Annotated in this window: 16 protein-coding genes, 2 pseudogenes and 2 riboswitches; of the genes and pseudogenes, 4 read left to right on the top strand and 14 right to left on the bottom strand. The window is 50.2% G+C overall.

The window, feature by feature from the left end:
* Positions 1-7: 7 nt before the first annotated feature.
* Genes bchH through GN112_RS14195 form a run of 6 tightly spaced genes read right to left on the bottom strand, consistent with a single transcriptional unit; the run spans position 8 to position 8,915 of the window.
* Positions 8-3,778 carry a magnesium chelatase subunit H gene (gene bchH / locus GN112_RS14170; RefSeq protein WP_155310818.1) on the bottom strand — a complete coding sequence of 1,257 codons (3,771 nt, stop codon included), beginning with the start codon at positions 3,776-3,778 and terminating at the stop codon, positions 8-10.
* Complete coding sequence (locus GN112_RS14175) at positions 3,763-4,566, bottom strand: ABC transporter ATP-binding protein (RefSeq protein ID WP_162458940.1); 804 nt, start codon at positions 4,564-4,566, stop codon at positions 3,763-3,765. Before GN112_RS14175 ends, bchH begins: the two co-directional genes overlap by 16 nt.
* The gene (locus tag GN112_RS14180; protein ID WP_155310820.1) at positions 4,550-5,512 is read right to left on the bottom strand and encodes an ABC transporter ATP-binding protein; all 963 of its coding nucleotides are present in this window, start codon (positions 5,510-5,512) and stop codon (positions 4,550-4,552) included. The genes GN112_RS14175 and GN112_RS14180 overlap by 17 nt, the downstream gene beginning before the upstream one ends.
* Positions 5,509-6,297: an ABC transporter permease gene (locus tag GN112_RS14185; RefSeq protein WP_155310821.1), complete on the bottom strand. Its 789-nt coding sequence runs from the start codon at positions 6,295-6,297 to the stop codon at positions 5,509-5,511. The genes GN112_RS14180 and GN112_RS14185 overlap by 4 nt, the downstream gene beginning before the upstream one ends.
* Entirely contained in the window at positions 6,294-7,247 is a 954-nt protein-coding gene (locus GN112_RS14190) for an ABC transporter permease (RefSeq protein ID WP_155310822.1), read from the bottom strand. Before GN112_RS14190 ends, GN112_RS14185 begins: the two co-directional genes overlap by 4 nt.
* Before the next feature lie 3 nt (positions 7,248-7,250).
* The gene (locus tag GN112_RS14195; protein ID WP_155310823.1) at positions 7,251-8,915 is read right to left on the bottom strand and encodes an ABC transporter substrate-binding protein; all 1,665 of its coding nucleotides are present in this window, start codon (positions 8,913-8,915) and stop codon (positions 7,251-7,253) included.
* Positions 8,916-9,042: 127 nt separating this feature from the next.
* Positions 9,043-9,334, bottom strand: a riboswitch (cobalamin riboswitch).
* 114 nt (positions 9,335-9,448) lie between these two features.
* On the opposite strand from GN112_RS14195, the pseudogene cbiM reads away from it, so the two are divergent.
* The 3 genes and pseudogenes from cbiM to GN112_RS14210 all read left to right on the top strand — a co-directional run bounded on the left by cbiM (position 9,449) and on the right by GN112_RS14210 (position 10,917).
* Positions 9,449-10,108 (top strand): annotated as a pseudogene (gene cbiM, locus GN112_RS14200) (cobalt transporter CbiM).
* Positions 10,109-10,169: 61 nt separating this feature from the next.
* The gene (locus GN112_RS14205; protein WP_155310824.1) at positions 10,170-10,331 is read left to right on the top strand and encodes an HI_1622 family ECF transport-associated protein; all 162 of its coding nucleotides are present in this window, start codon (positions 10,170-10,172) and stop codon (positions 10,329-10,331) included.
* A gap of 19 nt (positions 10,332-10,350) precedes the next feature.
* Positions 10,351-10,917 (top strand): energy-coupling factor transporter transmembrane component T family protein, encoded by a 567-nt coding sequence (locus GN112_RS14210; RefSeq protein WP_155310825.1) that lies wholly within the window; start codon positions 10,351-10,353, stop codon positions 10,915-10,917.
* Positions 10,918-11,080: 163 nt separating this feature from the next.
* On the opposite strand, the gene GN112_RS14215 is transcribed toward GN112_RS14210, so the two are convergent.
* From GN112_RS14215 to GN112_RS14225, 3 genes are all read right to left on the bottom strand, one after another.
* Positions 11,081-12,067 carry a sirohydrochlorin cobaltochelatase gene (locus tag GN112_RS14215; protein WP_155310826.1) on the bottom strand — a complete coding sequence of 329 codons (987 nt, stop codon included), beginning with the start codon at positions 12,065-12,067 and terminating at the stop codon, positions 11,081-11,083.
* 244 nt (positions 12,068-12,311) lie between these two features.
* Positions 12,312-12,507, bottom strand: a riboswitch (cobalamin riboswitch).
* A 170-nt stretch (positions 12,508-12,677) separates the two neighbouring features.
* Positions 12,678-13,907: a D-alanyl-D-alanine carboxypeptidase gene (locus GN112_RS14220; RefSeq protein WP_155310827.1), complete on the bottom strand. Its 1,230-nt coding sequence runs from the start codon at positions 13,905-13,907 to the stop codon at positions 12,678-12,680.
* A 796-nt stretch (positions 13,908-14,703) separates the two neighbouring features.
* Entirely contained in the window at positions 14,704-15,009 is a 306-nt protein-coding gene (locus GN112_RS14225; RefSeq protein ID WP_155310828.1) for a hypothetical protein, read from the bottom strand.
* A gap of 340 nt (positions 15,010-15,349) precedes the next feature.
* Here GN112_RS14225 and GN112_RS34370 point away from each other — a divergent pair.
* A pseudogene (locus GN112_RS34370) lies at positions 15,350-15,538 on the top strand (hypothetical protein); the annotation flags it as partial.
* A 168-nt stretch (positions 15,539-15,706) separates the two neighbouring features.
* On the opposite strand, the gene GN112_RS14235 reads toward GN112_RS34370, so the two are convergent.
* From GN112_RS14235 to GN112_RS14255, 5 genes are all read right to left on the bottom strand, one after another.
* Complete coding sequence (locus tag GN112_RS14235) at positions 15,707-18,709, bottom strand: CHAT domain-containing protein (protein ID WP_155310829.1); 3,003 nt, start codon at positions 18,707-18,709, stop codon at positions 15,707-15,709.
* 80 nt (positions 18,710-18,789) lie between these two features.
* Positions 18,790-19,917, bottom strand: coding sequence for an OmpA family protein (locus tag GN112_RS14240; protein ID WP_162458941.1), 1,128 nt, complete (start codon positions 19,915-19,917; stop codon positions 18,790-18,792).
* Positions 19,918-19,993: 76 nt separating this feature from the next.
* Entirely contained in the window at positions 19,994-20,929 is a 936-nt protein-coding gene (locus GN112_RS14245; RefSeq protein WP_231717027.1) for a DUF4384 domain-containing protein, read from the bottom strand.
* A 122-nt stretch (positions 20,930-21,051) separates the two neighbouring features.
* Positions 21,052-22,956 carry an IS1634 family transposase gene (locus GN112_RS34375; RefSeq protein ID WP_155309797.1) on the bottom strand — a complete coding sequence of 635 codons (1,905 nt, stop codon included), beginning with the start codon at positions 22,954-22,956 and terminating at the stop codon, positions 21,052-21,054.
* A gap of 99 nt (positions 22,957-23,055) precedes the next feature.
* Complete coding sequence (locus GN112_RS14255; protein ID WP_155310832.1) at positions 23,056-23,808, bottom strand: hypothetical protein; 753 nt, start codon at positions 23,806-23,808, stop codon at positions 23,056-23,058.
* Positions 23,809-23,830 lie beyond the last annotated feature (22 nt).

Raw genomic sequence — 23,830 nt, forward strand, 5'->3', positions numbered from 1 at the left:
GTACGCGTTAGCCCTGATCCGTTCTCTCTTCTATATCGCCTTCGAGGTCCAGATACATCTGCCGGAGAGAATCGAGTTCCGCTTCCGACGCGTCCCAATAGCCTCGCTTTTGCGCCTCGAAAAGGCGCTGAAGAATATCGCCGACCGCATAAATATTGTTCTCACTGAGTTTTTTGAACATCTCCCGGTCATCAAGCAGGGTTTCCTTCACGGCACTGAAGATCCAGCTTTCCACCCTTCCTGTGGTGGCACTCAGACCCACCAGATTTTCGACCCGATCGGCCAGGTGCTGGGCCCCGTGCACCCCATGCTCCAGCAGGCCGTTGATATACTCGGGATTTAGAAGCCGCGTGCGGACGCTGATCTGGACGGCCTTGCCGGCCTCGTCCGTGTATATTTTGCTGGACGACGAATCGGTATAGAGCATAACCGGCATTTCTCCCCGCACCTCGCCGACGGCTTTGGACAGGCCGCCGAAGTATTCATAGTAGTGATCCAGATCGGTGATGGAGTAATCCACGGAACTTCTCACCTGGGAGACCACCTCCACCTGTTTGAGATTGGATTCGAACAGGGACCGCTGCGCCTCGCCCCGTCGGGTCCGGGTATACAGATGCTTCTGGGCGCTCAAGTATCCCTCGGCGATCTCGGATTCATCCGTCCAGGCCCTGTTTTCAATCATGGTGGTCAGGCCCGTTCCGTACTGTCCCTCAGGGGGGCCGAAAATTCTTCCCCGGGACAGTTGCGCCGCCTCCTTTTCACCCATCTGCTTGCTCAGTTCGGCCTCCCGCCGGTCGGCGTGCTTTTTCATGAAATTCATTTCATCCGGTTCGTCGGCCGTGCACACGGCGTCCACCACCTCGTCCAGAAAATCGATCATATTGGGAAACATGTCGCGAAAAAATCCGCAGATGGTCATTACCACGTCGATCCGGGGACGGCCCAACGCTTCCAGGGGAACCAGGGCAAACTTTTTTTCAAAGGCGTTTTGGGTGGGAATGATCTTCACCCCCAGGTAATGCAGGATCTGCCCGATGGTCTCGCCCTTGGTTTTGGAGGTCTCCAGCCCCCACAGCACCAGGGACACGGTTTCCGGATAGCGGCCGTTTTCCTTGAGGAAAAAGGCCAGGGTGCTCTCGGCGATCTGGCGCCCCCGTTCCACCGCCACCTCGGACGGTACCAGGCGGGCATCAAATTGGAACATATTGAAGCCCGTGGGAAAAACCTCCGGGTCCCGAATGACATCGCCTCCGAGATGCGCGTCCAGATACCGACCCTCCAGGCAGCGAAGGAGCCCGCCGAGCTCATCGCTCGTTTCCAGTCGCTGCAGGCAGACTTGCCCAAAGGCCAGGGCCTTGTCAAGCGCCCGGGCCTGCTCGGGGGAAAGCGTCGCCCGGACGTCTTTCGCATAGCGGCCACTGCCAAAATAGTGGTCCGCCACCAGGGCCTCGGCGATCTCACAGGCCCGTTCTTCCCGCCGGATGGGCGGGACTTCCGCTTCCACCAAAGGCCGGATAATCTCTTGTATGGGATACAGGTCGCCGCGTTTCCAGCTTAAAATCGCCGAAAGAAAAGACGCCTTCTCGGCATCTGAAAACATCGCTCCGATCCGATGCAGCCCCAGGGGCATCAGGGACGTCTTCATACGAATCAATTCGCCGGCGATGGCATCCACATCGTGCGGGTCATCGGCAATGAGCTTCATCTGCTCAGCTTTTTGAATTATTTTCTCATACAGCTCTTTTTGCTGCACCGGCGCAAGGCTCGCGGCCGACTCGTAATCGGCGATCAACTCCTCAAGGGCCAGGATGTCTCCATAGGCGCCGGACCGTTTGAAGGCCGGGCCCGAGTAAGAGACCAGGCAAGCATGGGTCCGCCGCTTGGCAATGATGGCCTCAGAGGGGTTGCCGGTATAGTAATAGTAAAAATGGGGGCAGGTCCCGATCAGGTAATCCGGGTAGCAGTCCGCCGACATGCCGCTTTCCTTGCCGGGCAGAAATTCGAGGCTGCCGTGGGTGCCGACGTGAACAATGGCATCCGCCCCGAAGTCCTCCTCCAGCCACTGGTAAAAGGCGGTGTACTGGTGCTGGGGCGGCATCACCTTGTCATGGTAATTTTTGGCCGGGTCTTCGAACCGTCCCCGGGAGGGTTGAAGCCCAATGAAGATGTTTTTGTCGATGATGCCCGGAATGAAATACTGCTCTCCGTCAGCCATAATGGTCCCTGTGGGATCGCCCCATTCGGCGGTGCTCCGCTCCAGAAAACGGCGCTTTAATGTCTCATGGGACCTGGGCAAAAGCGCATCCCGGTCAACGCACAGCAAATCCTCTGATGGCTTAGACCATTGGGCCGTATTGCAGCACCCCCCGTCCATGAAGGTCGCTTCGAGTCGCTTGGCCGTGACATCGCCCACGACGTAGCCGTTTTGTCCGAGAAACCGGCAGATATTTTCAACGGATTGAAAGGTATCCAGAAACGCCCCGCCACCGACGCTGGCCTCCCCCGGCGGATAATTATAGAGAATGAAGGCAATCTTTTTATCCTTGGCTTTCTTCTTTCGCAGTGCGACGTAGTAAGCGGACTTCTCTTCTATTTTGTCGAACCGGTCGGGAATCAGGGTCAGTTCGGAAAGGTCCGGGATGGTCTGGCTGGGAACGGGCTGGAGCCCGGCGATGGGAATGGTATCGACCACGCCGTCGAGCTCCGGCAGCATGATACCGATGATCAGCTCCGCCGGTCCGAAGCCGGTCAACCGCTCTTTCCAATCTTCGATTTTGCGTTTGTTCATGAAAATCGGGTGCAGTACCGGCACCCCCAGCTGCCTGAACACGGAAAGCCCGGCCTCCTCGTTGCCGCCCATGGGACCGGCGCCGAAGCGAAAGGGAAGGAAATCCCACACCACGTCCAGTTTCAGACCCTCGGCCAGATGCTTTTCGATGAGTGCGAATTTCTTCTCGCCCGTGTACACGCCCATGGGCACCACATTCCAGTTGGCGGCCAAACGGTCCATGATCTGTGAAACGATGCCGAAACTATGGTAGGGATAATTTCTCAGGGAATAGAGCAGGCCCACGGTCGGCCGACCGTCGTCCCAGGCGACGTCTTGCCTGAAGGCATCAAAGCGCTTGTAACCGGTCTGGGTCCGGGGATCGAACAGCACCAGGTCCGAATAATCAACAATGGGCCCGGGTGCCGGCAAATCCTTCATCCCGCAATACCGCTTCAAGACCAGCAGAATCATGTTGCGGATGTTCTCGAACCCGGCAAAGGTCCAGGCCTTTTGCAGCAGCAACCAGTCGTGCATGCCCCTGGCGGATCGGCTGACCTTGCCCGCGACCGCGGCCATTTTCATCATCCGGTCCGGATCCATGTTACGCATGCCGGACGCGGCTTTATTTTTGCCCGCACCCATTTTTTTTGAGAATTTGTCAAAGGCGAAGGCACCCAGCCGGGTTCGGCGCCTCAGGTATTCCGTACCGCTGCCAATGACCGCCAGGTCCTTGTGGTACTCGCGGACGGCCCCTTCAATGACGTTCACGGTCGCTGAATCCGCTCCCATGAGATCCAGGAACACGAAATCCGATGCCAGGATACTCTCCCGAATTGGCCCGTGTTTGGTCGAATGGTCCCTGGCCTCGCCGATGTAAAAGCTGGCGATCGTAATCTCGTCCTTGAGCGCCCTCTTTATTTCAGGAGATTTGCGGAAGTAAACGACCACCTCGTCCACATACTTCAGCCCGGCACTTGAGATGCAAACAAACGTCAAACGGCAAGACATATCGGCTCCCTACTGAGAAAATGTTTACCCACGGCGCTGCATACAAAGCGATGCGTATAGGCGTGTTGCGGGTTTGTGAGAATTTCCCGTGGCAAGCCCAGCTCCACGATGCGCCCTTGGTACATGACCGCGATCCGGTCCGCAATGGCCGCGGTCAGGGGCAGGTCGTGGGAAATGAATATCATCGCAAACCCGTATTCCTGTTTCAGGGTCATCAGCAGGCGGATGATTCTGGCCTGCACCGAGGTGTCCAGGCAGGAGGTCGGTTCGTCGGCAATGATCAGTTGCGGCCTGAGGGAAATCACACGGGCGATCAGGATGCGCTGCAACTGCCCGCCGGAAAGCTGGGCCGGCCGGCGGTGCAGCAGCTCCCTGCCCAGCCCCACATCGTTCAGCCGGCGGACGATATCCGTTTCACTGACCGACTGGTAGGTCTTTTTGCCAAGCGTCCGAAACACCTCCCGCATGCTCTCCATGACACTCATGTCCGGATGAAGGGCGTCGCTGAAATTCTGGGTGATCATCTGCACCTTTTTTCTGAATTCTCTTTCAGGCATCCGCCGTTTGCCGAAAATATCGTTTCCAGAAAGCATCACCTGTCCGCTGTCCGGGGCCGTCGCCCGCAGCAGGATCGATGCCAGGGTTGTTTTGCCGGATCCGCTCTCTCCCACGATCCCGAGGGTCTCGCCCCGCCTCAGGTTAAAGGAGACATCATCGAGGGCCGTAATTTTACACCTTGAAAACAGGCTGCCGTCGAAGGCCTTGAATAGATTATTGACTGCCAGCATGGGTACACCATACCGTGTGGTTAGCGTCAATTTTTCTGGCCGCATAGGGATGGGGGGCATCATCTTTTCCTCGTTGGCATCGCGGTTGAAAGGGGCACCCGTCGTGGGGTTCACCTTGAGTCGCTTCAATATTTTCGTCAAGATCGGGGGCAAGCCCGTTTTCGGGCATGGCGTGAATCAGCATGGCGGTATAAGGATGGGCACTTTGCTCGAGCACCTGCCGGCTACCGCCCTTTTCCAGAAAACGTCCATGGTAGAGAATGCCGACATGATCCGCCAACCGGTGGGCAACCGTCAGGTCATGGGTCACCAGCACCATGGACACACGTCGGGAGGCCTTGATTTCCAACAGGGTTTCCAGCAGGGTTTCCTTGAGTACCGGATCCAGCGCCTTGGTGGGTTCATCGGCAACGACCAGCACGGGATCGCAGCAATAGGCCAGGGCAATGAGCACCCGCTGTTGCATTCCCCCCGACAGCTGATACGGGTAGGCCCGGTAGACTCTGCCGGCCTCCTTTAAGCCGAATGTCTCCAATAGATGGATCGAGCGGTCCCGGAGCGTCTTTTTTTTCATCTTCGGGAAATGGGCCCTTAGCGTTTCCGACAAATGCTCGCCGATGCTCATCAAAGGATTCAAGGCTGTCGTATGCTGGGGCAGCACGGCGATCTCCCGGGCATAGAGGCGTCGCAGCGCCGATTTCCCGAGATCGAGTATCGGCTGGTTGTCGAACCAGATCTCCCCGGCTACCGATGCACTCGGCTCCAGCCGGTTGACGATGGAGCGGCAGACGACCGATTTTCCCGCCCCGCTTTCCCCGGCAATGGCGAACACCTCCCCTTTGCCCACCTGAAAGGAGACACCCGCCAGCGCCCGTACGCACCCTTCGGAGGTGGTAAAGCTCACCTGCAGTTGCCTGACATCCAGAACGACCGGATCTTTTCTCATGCGCTGTCCTTCTTGAGTGCCTCTCCCAAAAGATTGAAAGAGAGCACGGTCAGACAAATCAAAATGCCGGGGAAAATCGCCAGGTGGGCGGCGCTTCGGATATAGGTCGTGCCATTGGTCATCATGGCCCCCCAGTCCGGCGTCGGCTCCGTGATGCCCAGTCCCAGAAAACTCAAGGAAGAGGTCATCAGAATCATCATTCCCATCCCCAGGGTGCCCAGCACGAGCAACGGCCGTGCAATGGCCGGAAGAATGTACCGGCGCAGGATATATACGCTGCCTAGCCCGGTCAGCCGGGCCGTAACGACATGGTTTGCATTTTTAACGTTTAGTACCAGGGAACGGGTCAGGCGGGCATAGCGGGTCCACCCGGTAAGGGCGAAAACAAAGATCATGTTCCCGATACCGGCCCCCATGGTACCGATCAGCACCATGGCCACGATAAACGACGGCAGCGCCATGATGGTGTCCGTCACGCGCATGAGAATTTCATCCACCAGACCGCCGAAATAGCCGGCAACCATCCCGATGCATGCGCCGATGAGAAGACAGATGGCCAGAATCGATGCCGCCAGTCCCAGCGACACCCGCACGCTGCAGATCAGGCGGCTGAACATGCAGCGTCCCAGCTCGTCGGTGCCAAATAGAAAAGTGCTGGACGGCGGCAACAATCGCTGATCGATGTGGGGCTGATACGGATCGTTGGGCGACAGGTGCTGACCACCGAGGGCCAGCACGATCAGCAAAAGGATAAACAGAACATAAGGTTTTTTTAGCAGGCTCATACCCCCACCCGGCTTCCGGTAACCTGCACCCGTTGATCCATTAGAATGTAGAACAGGTCGACAATGAAGTTCATGCCCACGATCAGCACGCCCATAAACAGCACCAGCCCCTGAATCATGGTAAAATCCCGCCCCAATACCGCATCGGTCATACACTTACCGATACCCGGCCAGGCGAAAATGCTCTCCACGATCACCGATCCTTCCAGCGCCATTAAAAACTGAAGCGAAAGATGGGTAACAATGGGAATCAGGGCGTTTTTCAGAATATGGACAAAGAAAATTCGATGGCGGGGCACCCCCCTCAGCTCGGCATAGGCCACATAATCCGCCGACATCAGGTCAACGGTGGTCGAGGTGACCAGGCGGGTGGTATACCCGACTCTGGAGCTCACCAGGACTGCCAGGGGAAGCACGAAATGGGCGACGGACCCGTATCCATATGACGGAAGCAGGGTCCATTTGACTGTCAGGCCGTAGATCAGAACGATGGCCAGATAATAGTCCGGGACCGAGACCGTAATTGAGGCCGTCCACTGGGTCATCCGGTCGACGAAACTGCCCTGGTGAACCCCGGCGTATATTCCCAAGGGAATGGCCAACGCCGATGTGAAAAGGATGGAAAGCACCGCCAGTTGCAGAGTGTAGGGAAACCGCTGCATGATTTCATCCCAAACCGGTGCGTCACTTCTCAGGGATCGTCCCAGATCGCCGCTCAGCACCCGGCGCACCCAGTTAAAATACTGAACGGGAAGCGGATCGCACAGGCCGTGTTCGGCGGCCAACCGGTCGATCACCGTGTTTGAAATCAGGGTTGATCCGTATTTGTCCAGGGCGATAATGGTTGCCGGGTCCCCGTCGGTAAAGCGCATGAGACAAAAGGTGAGCGTTACCACCCCAACCAGAACCAGCACGGCATTGGCGAATCGTTTGAGGAAAAAGCCGGCCATGGATCAGATCTTCTTCATGTTCCAGAGATTTTGATCCGCCCCCACCCACTCTTCGGGCGGAAACACGAACTCACCGAGATCCTTACGATACGCAGCCACTTTTTGCTCGTTGACGGCAAAAAGAATGATCTGTTTGGCATGCACGCGTCGCTGGATTTCAAATGAACAGGCTTTGTAAGTATTCCAATCGGTGCTCTGATTATACTTCTGGATCGCGTCCTCCAGCGCCGGATCGTCGATATGAAGGGACCACCGTCCGCCCTTGTTCGAGAACTGCTGGCTGAGATTGAGGTAGAAAGAGGGAATGTTGCTGTGGGTGGCGATATCGAACTGCATCTGGGCCAGAATTTGAAAGGTACTGCCCGTTTCTTTCTGATCGATCGTCAGATCGATGCCGATGTCCCGGAAAAATTCCCGCATCAGCACGCTAACCGTGGGCACCTTTCCGGACAGGATGGACAGATGCAACTCCCGGCCGCCATATTCCCGAATCCCGTCACCGTTTGTATCGATGATGTTTTTGGCGTCCAGAATGGCTCGCGCCTTTTGCACGTCATAGTCGTACAGCTTCAAAGAGGGGTCGGTCAGGGGGGATGTGGGGCCCAAGGGGCCGGGACAGATCGTAACCGTATCGCCCAACAGTTTCTGAATCGCCTTGACATCAATGGCGTACTTCAAGGCACTTCTGATCTGGGGATCGTCAAAAGGCGGCCGGGTGTGGTTCACAATCATCAGGCGTGTGCCCCAGTTGTCGGCCATCGTTACCTTGATCTTCTCATTATTCTTCAACAACTTGATGTTCTCGGCACTGAGGGTGCTGTTGGGTGTTTCGCCGGTAAGGTCCACTTTTCCCGACTCCAGCGCGATCGCCCGCGCTGCGGCGTCCGGAACAACCTGCCAGTCAATCCGGCTGAATCGCGGCGTCCCCTGCCAGTAGACGTCGTTGCGCACCACACTGAAGCATCGATTTTTCAGATGCCGCTCCCCATCCCAGATATACGGCCCGGTCCCCACCGGCCAGGCAACGACATAACCAGGAGATGCCGACTTGTCGGTCGCAACGGACTTCTTCATCATGGCCATGGCCGGGCTGTTCTCAGATCCGGCTTTCGGCCTGGGCATCTTCATCGCGGGGGATGGGCCTGTTGATGGGCCGGCCTTTATGCTGGCCGGCGCAACGATGGCGTTGGTTGAACTGGCCAGCAAGGTAAACAAGGTGGGGTGGGGCCGTTTGAGGACCAGTTCGACCGTGTGCGCGTCAATGACGTTCACGCTTTGTAAAACGCGTACGACGTTCGACCAGTTCCCGCTTTTGAGTTTCTCTACATTTGCCCTGACCGCCGCGGCATCGAAGGGGGTGCCGTCGTGAAAGGAGACCCCTTTTCTCAAGTAAAACACATAGCTCTTTCCGTCTTCCGAGACCGTCCACGACTCGGCCAGGCAGGGTACCGGGTTGCACGCGGCATCCAGGTTCACCAGTGTTTCATAGATAAGCGCCGCCGGTTCCCACATGCCGTAGGGGGAATAATCGCCGGTGCGGGTAGCATCCCGACCCGTTGCGATCGTTAGAACATCGCGATCCGTTTCTTCCGTTTGTTTTTTTTGGGTGGCCAAAATAAAAAAGAACACCGATAGAACGATAACGGTAATAACGGTTATTTTTTTCATGCTTATCTCCTTCAGTAACTTATCCACTTGTAACCGCCATGCAAAAAAGAAACGGGACCTTTCTATCTGGCATGTGATAGAAAAGCCCCGTTTTAGGCTTCTTAATTACTTTTCGCACTTACCCTATGCGAAAACAGTTTTTTTGGCAGGTCTTCTGGCTCTCCCGCCTTTACAATAACCTTCCCACCCCCCGATCGAGAGCAGTGGCGTTTCACCGGTGACCAATATCGTGTCCAAAGAGCCGTTGAAGGCGACGGTGTGGATAGCCATCTTCTTCCTTCGCGGGCACAAATATGAGGCTGCCGGTATTGTAAAGGTTCCCTCGACAAAGGGGCCGGGATTACAGCGGCGGGTCCGCTTCCGATTCTCACGGAATTCCCTTTTAAGCGCCGTGGCGCACCTTATATGAGAAAGTCATTATGTACAAATACTTCTAATTGTCAAGGGCCATTCCAATTTGTGTCAGGACAGTCGAATCAGAGTCCCTATTTTTAGTTGACAATTCAAAAGCAAATTTAAAAGGAGCACGCATCATGCACATATCAGAGGGTGTTATTTCAGCACCGGTTCTCATCGGCAGCGGCGTCCTCACAGTGTCAGGCACTGCCATCGGATTAAAAAAAATGGACTATGAGCACGTTGCCCAGGCGGGGATTCTGTCGGCAACCTTTTTCTTGGCCTCCCTGATCCACGTTCCCATCGGCCCGTCCAGCGTCCATCTGTTGCTCAGCGGTATTGTGGGGCTGATGCTTGGATGGGGGGCCTTTGCAGCCATCCTCGTGGGGCTGGCCCTGCAAGCCATGCTTTTTCAGTTCGGGGGGATTACCGTTCTCGGAGTAAACACCCTGAATGTGGCCGGCCCGGCCGTGTTGTGCTAATACCTGTTCGGTCGGCTGGTGCAGAAGGACACCGGACTCGCCATTGTCGGGGCCTTTGCCTGCGGGGCACTTTCGGTGCTTCTGACGTCACTTATGGTCGCACTTTCCCTGCTTTTTACGGAAGAGAGCTTTTTTGAAGTCGCCGCCCTGGTGGTGACCGCCCACCTTCCCGTAATGATCATCGAGGGCATTATCACTGCATTCTGTATTGGATTTCTCAAAAAGGTCGTTATCCCCCTGGAGGAGGTGGCAGCCGCCTTCCCGGCAAAGGATACGCGACGCCCCGACGGCGTTACCGTCAACCGAAGCGGCTAAAACCGCACCTGCTGATTCGCAAATGGTTTCGGGTCTTAGCGCACAGGAAATTCAGGCGATCGTGGAAAAGTCCCTGGATAATAAGCTGCGTCGCATTATCCGCAAACTGTCGGTAAAAGAGAATACCGGGTCAAACGTTAAGGATATCGCCGGCGGCATTGGTTATATCTTCGTTCTGGTGGGCATTGGGACCTATTTCAATTATCGGCGAAAAAAAGCCTGAATCACGGGTAAAGACGCCGATGTTGAGTGAATCCTTTGCTCAGGGAGTCTCTCTGCTCCACCGGCTCGATCCACGGTTGCGGATTGTTTTTGCTACGCTGTTTTCATTCCTTTTGGCGCTGTCCCTGAAGTTTCCCACCCTGGTCAGCGGACTGGCCATGTCCGTCATTCTGGTGTGGATATCCCGGCTTCCCCGGATGGAAGTCGCCAGGCGGCTGACCGTTGTTAACATTTTCAACATCGTGCTTTTTCTGGTGCTGCCCATTACCTTCGAGGGAACCATCGCGTTTTTTCTGGGACCGGTGGCATGCACCCGGGAAGGTCTGCTCCTGGCGGCCCGCATCACCCTCAAATCCAATATAAATACCTATAAAACCTATGCCTATCTGTTCGGCATGCTGCTGGTCCGCGCCCTGGCAAGGGCGGATCGGGTCTACCAGTCCATGCTGTGCCGGGGATTCAAAGGGAAGTTCTATTGTATTCATCAATTCTCTTTTTCCCGGACGGACCGGATCGGGTCCGGTTGTCTCTTTTTAACCCTGATTTTGCTGGGAGGAATGGAATGGCTGGCGCCGACACTATTTTAATTGACGTTGCAGGAACTTGAGTTTCAGGCAGTTGCGCGCAACTGCCGCTATGCGCTACGGTGGCCAGTGATAGACAAACAAAACGGCTCGAAAGTATCGCGCGGGCACCCCTTCCCGCCAGACTATCGAGCCGTTTTTATTTCTGCAGAACAGGCGCTTGCGCTTACTTCAGCGCAATGCCCGCATCCTTGGCGGCATCCCGGATATGTTCGACAAAAATTCCGGCAAAGGCGTCATTGGAACCCAGGCCTTTCAAAACCGGCATGACTTTCAATCCCTGTTCCTCGATCAAGGTTTTCCAGGAATCGTCTTCTTCACTGGCCATGTCGTTGGTCGCATGATCTCCTGCCACGATCATGAATGGCTTGAGTATGACCTTGTCGCCCTTGGTGCGGGAGAGACATTTAAGCACATCATCTATCGACGGATAGCCTTCCACGGAGCCGATGATCGTTTTCACGGCGGGATACATCTCGCGCATGGCCTTGGCGGTTTCGCTATAAATGCCCGTTGACCAGTGCTCGTTGCCGTGGCCCATGTACACCAGGGTGGCCTTGTTCTTCTTGGCCATGGCAAAATCGTCGGCCAGGGTCTTGATGGCTTTCTCCACATCTTCATGATAGTCGTATTGCGGCCCCACGGTACCCAATGCCGGGCGGCCCATGGCGATTTTGTGAAAAGGCATCCACTTTTGCTTCATTGTGCGAATGGAGCGCATGGCATTGACGTAGGACGTCAGATCATGGGACTGTTCCATGAAGAACATATGCGTGGGCTGCACGATGATGTCCGTGTACCCCTCTTCCCGCAGGTCACCAAAGGTGGCGATAATGTTCCTGACGTAGAGAATTTCCTCGGGGATGCCCTTGCCAAGCCACGTCTTTGCGTCGGCCTGCCGCTCTTTCCATACCGAGCGGATGATGTTGGACGTAAAGGTAACCTTCACCGGAACGCCGGGAAACGCTTTTTTGACCTTTGCCTGAATATTGGTGATGGCGCTCACCGCCTCGGGTACGGTGGTACCGAAACTGGCCAGGATAATGGCGGTTTTGGATTCGGTCAGTTGACCGCCGCCGGAGGCCAGGGCTTGGATGGACATTGAGGCCATCAGAAACATTGCCAACAAACAAACCATGAAACTTTTTCTCATTTTACATCTCCTCCTTGTTACGTTGATTGATGTAGAATAGATGCCAATGCGATTCGGGAAAAAGTATCGGAGGCAGGCTGCCTTGACATGATCATGGTTCCCATGTGGAAACCATGTCACAATGGAAGGGACATATTGATTTGCCGGCATACTTAATTCCTGAAGCAATGGCCGGTAGAAGAGTGCGTTTAGCCTGCTCGTAGGACGTTCCTCGTCCTGCTATGGCTTTCCTATGGCACCTAAACACCCTCAATGCATTCTGGCAGGTCTTCTGGCTTTCCCCCGTCTTTAAGCGCCTTCCCATTTCAGTAGCCTGAAACAGTGGCCTCATGCTTGAAGACGTTCCCGGTGTTAGCGGGCAGGATTACAGCGGCAGATCCGCCTCCGATTTTAACGGAGTTCCCTATTAAGCGTATCGCACCTGAATACATTACCGTATGAAAAATTCGGCGGCCACGTCCAGAGTGTCATTCCTCCGACCGCAGCAAACCAGAAACATGAGATATTCGAGTTATGTTATTTTGTCAATCCTTTCGCTGATGGCGACCAGGGTAAGCATATGTAACTTAGGCGAGCATATTGAGACGCTTTCCAACACGGGTATGAGTGGTTACTGCTCAAAGTGTCGTTCAATGGCCGTCATAACAGCGTTCGTGTTTTTCCCCGGCGTGTTGCACATGACAACGAAGCGGTACAGTTCGCCGTCGGTGCCCGACAAGAAGCCCGCCCGTGTCCGGACCCCTTTCAAGTGCCCGGTTTTATAAAACTGCCGTCCTTTCCGGGGTATCAAATCGTGATAGGGTTCATAGTTCTGCAGTATTTTCAGCATGGCCCGGGCGGTAACGCGGTTTTCGCGGGAAATTCCCGAAGCCTCGACGACACGCCCGGTTTCAATTCCCAAATCAACGCGGTAAAAACCTCTCAACACCTGCAGGCCCTTGTCCACGGTTGCCGGCGGCCCCACCATCTCCGCGCCCATGACCAGAAGGATTTGATTGGCGATGAAATTGTTGGAAAACCTCAAGAGCTCGCTCACCACTTTATCCAGCGTCGCGTCGGACCGGTGCAACCACATCAACACATCCGATTCCGGATCGACCCGGCCGGGTCTGACGGTACCGGTAACCCGCACGCCGGCCTGATTGAGGAAATAACGAAAAAGCCCTCCGGCATAGTGCAGGGCTTCGGATCGGTCGGCGGCCAGGGTAATGCGGCCCCGGATGATACCCGAGGTGGCGATTTTGGGAATCACCGATGGCAACAAGGGGGTCTGGCGCTCATCGCTGACCCAGACGCCGTTTTCCTTTCTGAAGGCAACCGTATTGAAATTGACACACAGGGCGCCGTTGGGCGCATCGTAAGGCTGCGTGGACGTACCGCGTCCGGGGATGTAGATCGATTTGGCAAAGAAGGCGTCGTCCAAAACCAGGTCATGGACGGCTGGAACGAGGGTCGCCAGATGCCGGGCAATCTTTCCAATCGTTTCGGAAACCAACAGGGGATCGCCGTATCCCTTGATTTTCAGGTTATTGTGCGAATCCAGATAAAATTCGGTCCTGAAACGGTAGTCGGGACCCAATTTCTCAAGGGCCGTCAAGGTCGTCAGCAACTTGAGAATCGAGGCCGGCACCAGGGGACGGTCTTCATGGACCGCGGCGATGATCCGGCCATCCGGCGCGGCGACCAGGATGGCATCCCGGGGACCCGCCAGGACGGACAGCCGCCGGACAAAATCGGCCTCTGGGGGTGTTTCAGCGGCCCACGACGTGGCAGCGGCCAGTATTGCAGCCGCCATCGACAGACAAGCCCACCGCGCCCCGTACTGTTTCATCTTCCCCATACGCCTCTCGTTTTTCCTCACAGCAATCCATTTAAAATAGCATTGTTTTCCCGCTGTTTTTCTAAGAATCGCTGACTATTCATCGGCTGGCTAATTGCTTACAGTTTTGTTGCACTTTTTGATCATAACCTGAACTAAATTTTTCGAAGAACTGATCGAATTGCCATGCTGGTACAAACCTGAACCGCATAATTACAATTGCTGTGATCATCATAAACCCGGTGGAAACACCGATTTTTGCCGGAATTGGCGAAAACTATAAAGCCGCGTCACATCCCCACGCGCGCGGGGGTTTTGCTTCCGGTGACAAAACCTTTTGGCAGTTTTGGCAGTGGCGGGTGGTGGCTGTTTTGCGTGGGGATCGATGAAATCCGCTTGACGACTGGGCCAGGTAAAAAATGGGTCGGAGCACAACGGAGTATAGACCGCGTTTAACTCCGACCCCATGCGGGATTGTGTGATGCCAGGGAAAGGTGCTCCCGCAAAATGGATTATCTAAGGATCGGGAATTTTATTAAGGCGATTTCTGTCAAAGAATATACCCGCCTGCTTGTCTTTTCATCCGTCTTCTGCGTTGGGCTTTTCCACACATAGCCCCACTATGCGTAAAAAAGCCCGCCTTGAATACGAATGAAAAATCCTGCGCATCCTGGTATATTCTTATCCGCCAATCGCCTAATTAAACGAAATTGCTTGTTCTTGCGCCCGTCTTCCGCGTTGCATCAACGGCCACATACTCCCGGTATGCAACCCTTGATGCGTCTTGAAGACGAACACAAGCCCGGCGCAATTACGTTCAATTAATTTCATCCCCGAGCCTAAACCATTCTGCTTTCTCATCGTACCTCTGGATCAGCGGTGCTTCAAGTCCATCATCACAAAATTGGATGATCAAGACCTTTCCTTTTTTGGCGTCCTTAGCTTTATCAGAATAATACGTTCTGTCTATTATGGGAAATTTTGCGAGATGGTCCTCTGCCATCAGTGAGATGACGAAACTACCGCCGACCGGGCACAAAAAACATTTGTACTTTTCGGAATTACCAGGCGGGTTATCGTATTTCGCTTTTTTCCCACAAAGGGGGCAGATTTGAGTTGGCATTTGCTACCGCCTTTAATTTTGTGGTTTTCGTATTTTTTGATCTGATCCTTAAGGACTTCCTCCAACAAAGCAGCACGCCAGCGCCCATGAGGGATACCGGAGGTGGCAGGCGGCACATTCAGCAAAATAAAGTGGGCAAGACCTCTCCCCAAGAGGTCTTACCCCAGGGGGATGATTTGGAGGAGGAGCAACCTCCGACGCTGACTACGCATTCAAGCATTCATTGTGCCAAAATTACATAACGATAATATTTCATATAGTTATTGGTATTCGATCACAATTGTTCAGCATTATTCCATCACATATCTGTAATATATATCTTCAGAAATTACAATAACGTAATATATATGCAAAATCAGAAACCGGTCTTCAACGCGTGTTGAACGTTTATTGGATTGTCCATAACTTCCTCAGAGTTCACTTTACAACCAAAAAAGTGCCTGCTGTCAGTTTAGGAGTATACATTCCGAGAAATCGAAGCCGGACTCGCGGCAGCCGGATTTACAAAAATAAAACAGCTTCAGGATAAGCGCATGTTTTCTTTGGTCGAAGGCTACAAGGCCTAACATCTTTATCGGATAGAAGCGGAATAGCAGAGGGGCTATATATGGCAATCTTTATAAACCTGCATAACGAAAAATAGGTTGTAGTGGTCAGGTGGAACCAAACTTGGTTTTTAGTTGTCTGATAATAATTTTCAAAGCCCTCCATCACCGGCAAGAATAAACGGTGCCCAAAAGATAGGGTGGGCATAACTACACTTCCCTTGGCCAGGGCCATCGATAAGTGCGATACGCGACAGACGAAGTGCCTCTGCTTTGGAAATATTCGGAGTTCGGTCTATATATTTGAAAAGTCCAGTAGTAAGAGCCTTTGCACTGTTGGTTTCGACTGGCCAGCTCGTAGCAAGCAAAGATTTTGCACCAGCATAGAAAAAAGCTTGCCCTAGCCCGGAGAGCATTTCCTTGCCTTTGCCCTTTGGAGCTGCGGTATTGCATGCGGATAGTACAACCCAGTCGGCATTTAACTTGAGCCACATGATCTCACCCATCGTCAGTAGGCCATCATCGTCCTTGTTATGTAACAATGATGGATGACTTAAGGCCAATGCCGGCTGGCCTAAACCGTCAATGTCGCCGGGCATTAGCCCATGAGTCGCAAATACGATTATTCTTTTATTCATTAGATCCATATTCTTAATACGGGCTTCAGTGGCTTCAAGCCCGAGGAAAACGTCAGTGGTGGGATCGGCACCAACGGCCAAAGCGATTTGCCTGACTTCATCCGCAGTTTCAGGAAGGCGGGGCAGCATTGAATGCCTGAATGACGAAAGATTGTCTCCCTTGGCAACTGGCGTCGCTCGTAAATGCAGGCCCCTTTGTGCGATGGCAACTTCTCCATCATCCACCTCAACAGAATCAGGTGAAAACCAAGGATCACCAAACCCGGCGAATGTGTTAGCAGGTTGGCTGGAGGATTTCCGATTTCTGAGATAAAGAATGGACTCTACTGACGGTAGTTGCGAAACGGCATGGGTACGGGCCAACCAGGGAATGGTTTTGTATTCGGAAAACCAAATATCGGATTTGTGCTGAATTGAACCGACAGGTTTCGAAATTAAAAGAGAAATGGGCAGGCGATCCATCGGTGCATTAGCAGCTACCATAATTACACGTGAATTTTCCCAGCCCTGTTTAACGGGAGCCAATAGTTTTCTGTAAAGTTTGTAAGACAATTCTGTGTCAAATGTCGGTATATCCTCAACGGTACGAATATCGTTAGGCGTTAACGATTTGCGTAACCGGCTAATCTCACGCCCCAGAACTTCAGAACTAATGGGAATGCTGGCAAAGGCGACTTCCCCAGTTTTTCCAAATGCCCAGACATAAGTAGATTTCTGCCCTGTGAAAATTGATAGAATCGCCTCGTCTTTTTTAAGCTTTTTTTTGATATCCGTTAAGGAAACAGATCCCGGTGAGGTCAATTTATTATATTGCGGATATCGATAGGCAATTTCTTTGTTCAAAACATGTAAAGCGTCTCTTAATTCATCTCCCTTGGTTTTAAGCTCTTTAATGACCTTGTCACGGTGCTTGATATCATCTATCCCCATTGATGCAGCAATCCGGTTTTTGTTAGCCGTTATGTTCATCTCCAAATCTTGTTTTTGCCGGATGATGGCTACCAATTCAGGATCCCCAATTGCAAAACGATTAGCGCTTCGCGACAAGGCCTGATCGACTGAATGACACTGGATGGCATCGACCGCCTCAAACGCTTTAATTGCAGATAAGGTATCACCGGTCCTAAATAATAGCTCTACGTACCCTTCCAGAATCCGATCTAGTCTAATTTTTCGGGTATAGTATCCTATGGTGGCCCCTAATTGTTCCCGGTAGCGGGATATAAAATCCATCATAAATTGATCTAAAATTTTTAGGGCCTCTACATCGTTTCCTTTGGCTGAAAGAGTTAATGCATACAAAGCTTGGGCTTCTGAAACGGTATAATCGTTTTTGCCAAATTGCAATTTGGCCTTTTCATACGCTAATAAAAATTGATCCTGGGCTTCTTGTATGTAACCATTGAAAAATAGTGCCATTCCTCGATCAACCCTACCTTCAAACAGCTGCTCATAGGTTTTCGGATCGGCAGCCATTTCCTTTTGGATAAGGTCATACTGTGCTAAGGCTTGTGCATAGTCTTCCTGCGCTATAAAGACCCGGGATAATGCTTCGCGTGATGAGGCTAATACAAGGGATCCAGGGGCTGAAGAGTATTGGTTGGGTAGATCATTCATGGTAAACATGTTGATAACAGTATTGGCAATTTTTTTGCTGTCTTCAAAACGTCCCTGCTCATAAAAAATTTGGCTTAAAGTAATAAGTATTCTCGGCAACATGTAATAGTGACCAGAGTGTTCTAAACTTGTTCGAGCCCAAGACTCTGCTTCTATAAGTTTTCCCTGCCACAGCAAAGAACTTGCTATGCCGATCTTGACATGAGCCAAAAGATAGCTTTGTCCTGAATATCGAATGGATGATCTAAGTTGTCGAATTTGTGTTAAACAATCTAACGCTTTATAGAAGTATGTTTCAGCACCTTTCATATCTCCTTCTGCAAATTTAATTGAGGCCGATGATAGACTGGAAAGATAAGAAGATTTTAATTGCCATTTTAATTTATTTGAGCCAAACGATCCATAATAGTTGTTTCGAGCACGGGCAAGCGCATGTTTAGCTCCGATAAAATCTCCTGATTCAGCAAGAATCATAGCTTGATCAAATTGTAGTTCTGCAATTGTTCGAGAAGAGTGACCGGGGGCTACTCCTATGCTGGCTTTTGAATAAAGAATAGCTTGGTCCATATAACCTAAAAAATAGCACCTTCGAGCATCTTCCTGCAGATAGAAATACCCTTTGTTTGAGCCTTTATAAAAGTCTACTAATTCATCAAATTCTGACAAGGTGTATTCAGGTGGCGCATATAGTGATATAATATTTTTTTGGTAATATTCCACGATTTGTTCGATCTTGGTCCCAAGTCTTCTCGGTGGCGGTTCTAATGTTTCACCATGAAACTTCAGCGTTAATACTTGGGCATCTTTTACACTGATGGCTTTATGACAACCAAGAAATGGTATAAGCAAGAAAATTAAAATTATGCGGACCACAAATGAGTCAAAAATAATTTTTCTCATAACAATTTTTATGCAAATTAAAGGTCATTCTTTAACACTGGACATTAAAGAAAACTATTCTTTTAAGGTTACTGCTTTAATTAGCGATGGATGAAAAAAAGGCGCACCATATAAACATTATTATTTTCACTTGATTCAGCCTTAGATTCTGCTAACTTTGAACTTCGAATGTCTTGTTCATTTTTGGTTTCTATTGTTTCATGGACAATTCCACCTAATCCTCTCGTTTTAAAGGTGCCTTTTGAATTTTCAGCCATTAGAGGCATCATCGCTTCATCGGAAACTAGTTCAGCACAATAAGCATTCGGGTCATCAATTGTTTTTTTTGCTGCGAAAAGGATTATTTGTTCTTTACCAGACTTATCGTCCAGAAAAAACCATTGCCCTGGCGACGGCAGCCGCCTGTAAGAATCCGGCGGAACGGGATTGTTACTATCGGAGAATTTGGCGTTCGGAAAAAGTGGTTGCTGTTTCCCGATGGTATCTACCTGATACAAATATACATACATTTGATCTGTGGTTTTAAACTCCACGGCATAGCGATCATCAGCGGCTAATGTTTCGCCATCGGAAACAACTTCCTCAACCTGCCCGCGCAAACACTTAACTTGCATCACAACCGGTTGATTACCGTCAATAGACAGGTCAAATGCTTTCAAGGTGTTTTTGATCACTACTCGCCGATTTTGGTGCCGTGCGGTTTCGTCGGTATTGGGGCCCAATGGTTGGGTTTCACCAAACCAGGCTACTTCAAATTGCTTGGAATCAAGCTCGAAATTGTCTGCCAGATAGTTTCGCACAGCCAATGCCCGCCTTTGAGAAAGATCCATGTTGTGCTCCTCCGTTCCCAAATCGCAGGTATGGCCTTCCAATTGGTATAAATATCCGCGCAGGGCCTTTTTCTCCAGTGCCTGCCCCAAGTTGGTCAACACGGCTTTGGATCGTTCACTCAACTTGGCGCTGTCCAAGGCAAACGTCAAATGCATTGTAACACTTGGTTTAGAGGGAATCTCCTGGATACCACCTATTCCGCGGAATTTAAATCTTGGCTTCTTTTCGACCGGTTCGTTAGTTTCAGAAGACGCTACAGATTTAGGGGGTGACAACGCTTCGGTAAATTCATCAACAGATAGAGACTCCGCAGCCTGGGCAACAAGGGGAAGGAAAGCTAACAGAAGGCAAGATATGAACAATCGTAGCATATACATGGTAACCTCCATATCATTACTTTAGTTTTGGTGTTATCAGCTACCGGTTGGCAAATATATTGCCTAAAATCGGAGTTTAACGATGTTCGAATTCCAGCAGATAGACCCGCTTCTTGGATGTTTGAAATTTGTCGGCATCAATTTTAACCTCGCTCCCACCGTTGCCATCCATGGTGAACGTTGCACCCGGCAAAGTTGCCCGGGTCAACTCCTTCGCACCCAAATATTCCATTAACTCGGCACCGATCCCGTTGCGGGCTGTCTCATGATTAGCTTTGTTAAGCTGCCGCCCGAGTTCCTCCAATTTGGTGTCAGCTTTGGGCGCGGCAATGACGTAAATTCGCTCAATACCCTTTTGTTTATCAAGAATAAAACTACTTTCCGGTCCAGGCAGTGCGAAGGCGGATTGTCCCTTGACCGGATTAAGATTATTTACCTGTACGTCCCCAAAACTTTCCATCGGAAACAGCATGGAGAGTTGGTTTGCTGCATCAGATTGGAATATATATAAAAAACAGTCTTGTTCGGGCATAATAAGGAACTTGTAGCGGTCGCCGGACATCATTCGGCCGCCTGATTTCAAGCGAAGGGGCTGTGGGGACCAACGAGGACTATAGATCAGGGCCGCATGCAATTCGATTGGCAAGGAATCCGACTGAAATTCTGTGGATTCCTTTTTTGACATACTATCAGGGGGCACAGATTTTTTTACCGATTCTGTTGCCAGGGGCATATTCAAAAACAGATGGCAGTATAGATCCGGCCCTATTCTTCGATCAATATACTCATCTATATCATTTGCATACCGGTGAATCGCATCAAGAGTTTCTCGGTCGATTTTACCAGTCACAGTCAGTTGGTATCCATGTCGTTTGAGCAATGCCTGGATGGTTGAAATTTGAGTCTCGCTGGAAACATTCTCAAAATCTTTTCTGACCATTTTGATCACGACGGGGTCAGGTTCGGCACCCGGAATGCAGCGCCAGTAAGGGACTTCAAATAGCCGTCCCAATAGCTGGAGCGTGCTTAATTCAACCAGAATCCTTACCCCATCTTTTCCGCTTGAATTTAATATTTACTGTAATTTCTAATAGTTGAGTCATACGCTAAGGCGTTTATGGCACTACTTATTTTTTATACCTCATATTTTACCACTTTTCCTGGACTATGAGGCACACCCAGTGCATCATAAATTTTTAGTTGACGAGACTCTGCTTTTGTGCTTTTTCTAACATGTATTGTCTCGCCATTTTTACTTCTCATTACTGCTGTTGTTCGATTTTGGCCGTCTAATTCTTTTCTCAAATCGGACCAACTTGTATGAATCCCATTTTCTTTAAGTCTAAACCTGATTGTATGAACGTGGTGATAAGCTAATAATGTGATAAAGAGATGTCCTTTTACTCTCCTCGTTATTTGATGAAACACCGGCCGTAAACCCAACTCCGATTTTAAACTTCGAAATACAGCTTCAAGATCAGTCAACATCGTATATGTACGCCAAAGAATAGTTTCATCCAGATCGTTCAAGTTTGTTCTCAAACAATAAACGCCTGGATTTGAATCTGAAGAGTCAGAATTTTTTTTTATCTTCCAGGTAATCTTTGTCGCCTTCTTTGATCCTTTATCTTTATGGATGGTAATCTCATAATTTTTAGCAGCTTTGGTATATTTTTGTTTCAGCCGTCCTACTTTTTCAACAACCTTCTCATAAATCTTTAGCCGACCTTTTTGATTTAAACCATCGTTCAATGATTTTAAGTCTGCTTCAAATCTTTCTGAAAATCGATTTTGAATGCTCTGATCCTTTTTTTCTCGCTCACTTGAATGACAATAAATTTCAGTCTCTTCTGTTTCCTTGACATATTTTTTGTACGCTTTAACAATGTAATCCTTATCTCTTTTTACTTCAACAGCTTTATCATGATCAAATTCTCTATATCTTTTCCTGCTGACAACAAGGTATCGGTAATGATTCGCCTGCAACCATTGTACATTATCGTTTGTTGCTATCCCGGCATCCATTACGACAACTGGTTTCTTTTTATCAAAAACACTCATCTGCTTATCGTCTTCTAATGAACTTTCTGATGGTTTATTCAAGCTTGAAATCATTTCTTCCAGTGTTGATGGCTCACTAACGTTTCCGGAAAATATTTTACTTCTTCTTGGAAAGCCGCTACTGTCCAAAACTAAAGCCAAAGTTACCAAGGGACAGTCTGAGCGTTTTTCTTTTGATTTTCCATGCTTGCCAAGTTCATTATACTTACAGCTTCCCTCAAAAAATGTGTTTGTCAAATCATAAAGTGTAATTATTTCTTCAAAACCAAACAAAAAACGTTCTCGGTTGTATAAATGCCTTTCAATCGCTTCTTTGTCTTTGTAAATACGGTCAGATATTTCATAGATTCGTTTTAGCGACATACTTTCATAGTCATAGCCGATTAATTCGCCTAAACCGCTTCGATTTTGCAGCCAGTAATGCGTTGATAACTCACTGCCGGGAACCGCCATTCGACCAACTATACTTCCGATTGCAGCTGCTATTTGATGATTATTATATCCAAGACCTTCAAATATTTTATCCAATTGTAATTTGAGAAATGTTTCATGTGATACATGTTCAATACTAACGCTACGCGGTCTTATAAGTTCAAGACTATCGATATCAATCAAACGGTAATCGGGGGCATCTATACTATCGTTTTTGTCTGTATTGTTGTTTTGACTCGACCGGGTTTGTATGATTTGTGCAGCATAATGCTGTGCGGCTTGCTCAATTTTTTCCGGCAATTTAAACAAACTTGATTGACCATTAATAATTCCCTCAACACGACAAGCAATATCTGGCCATTGTTCTCGTGGAAAAGGAAAATTTTTACCGAGATTTATAATAGTGCGCTGCTTCACCTTATTTCCAACTCTAACTGATTCAACAAGGCGATGAGTGAAATATGTTTCGCCATCTTTTTTGCTCTTAATTGTTGTTCGTCGGATATACATGCCATCTTGAATTACAGAAAAAACACCGATTGTCAATACTTCGGTGAATTTTATGGCACTACTTTGGCCGGCAAAATTTCAACATATTGTAATTATTAATAAAATAATTTCATATGTAGTAAAAAACGCGGTTCTTCAGCAATTTTCCGGAAAAAAGTGACAAAGATGGGTTACGGCGTCGTGTTTTCCCTGAGTAATTTTGCGTCGACCATCAAGGCCCAATCCGCTTCCGTTGACCTGAAATCCAAAATTGTATGATTTATCCAAACTCCAGACATCCACGGCCATCGTTGTCTGTTTTCGTGGAATCAATGTCTGGGTGGCATAATCCATTAAATGAAGATCGAGAGCTATGCGGGAACGCCCCACCTCTTTGTCAGCACCGGCACCAACATCCGTCTCAGTGCTTCCGCCGCCAAACATTACGTCAGCATCCACACCGAAACCTTGGCTATCCAAATTTTCGTCACACTCGGTGATTGCCCCCTCGAGGACGACTATTGGAAGCTTGCGCTGAAGGTTGGGATTGCCGGTCTGCACCTCGCCAATCATATAATCGGGATCGAATTTGGTATATCTCACATTGCCGCCAACTTTGTTCACCGCGGTCTTCATCATATCAGTGATATCCAGGGGCAAGTTTTTACAGGCGGTTTTGTTGATTACATGACGACCCTGGATTACGTATATTTCACTGGGATGATTGTAGGCTTCGAGCATGGTCCCCAGATGTCCCAAGGCATCGCTATATGCCGTCGCTTTGGTGTACGGTGCCGGTGGCCGCAGAAATTGATTCTTTTCCTCCTGAGTCAAGCGAGGGGTCAGGCTACAACCACTCAGCAACAGCGTCAGAATTAAAAAAATTCCCATCTTGATTTTTGGTTTCATGACTCTAAACCTTATTTTTCGA

Source organism: Desulfosarcina ovata subsp. ovata, from assembly GCF_009689005.1.
GTDB classification, from domain to species: Bacteria; Desulfobacterota; Desulfobacteria; order Desulfobacterales; family Desulfosarcinaceae; genus Desulfosarcina; species Desulfosarcina ovata.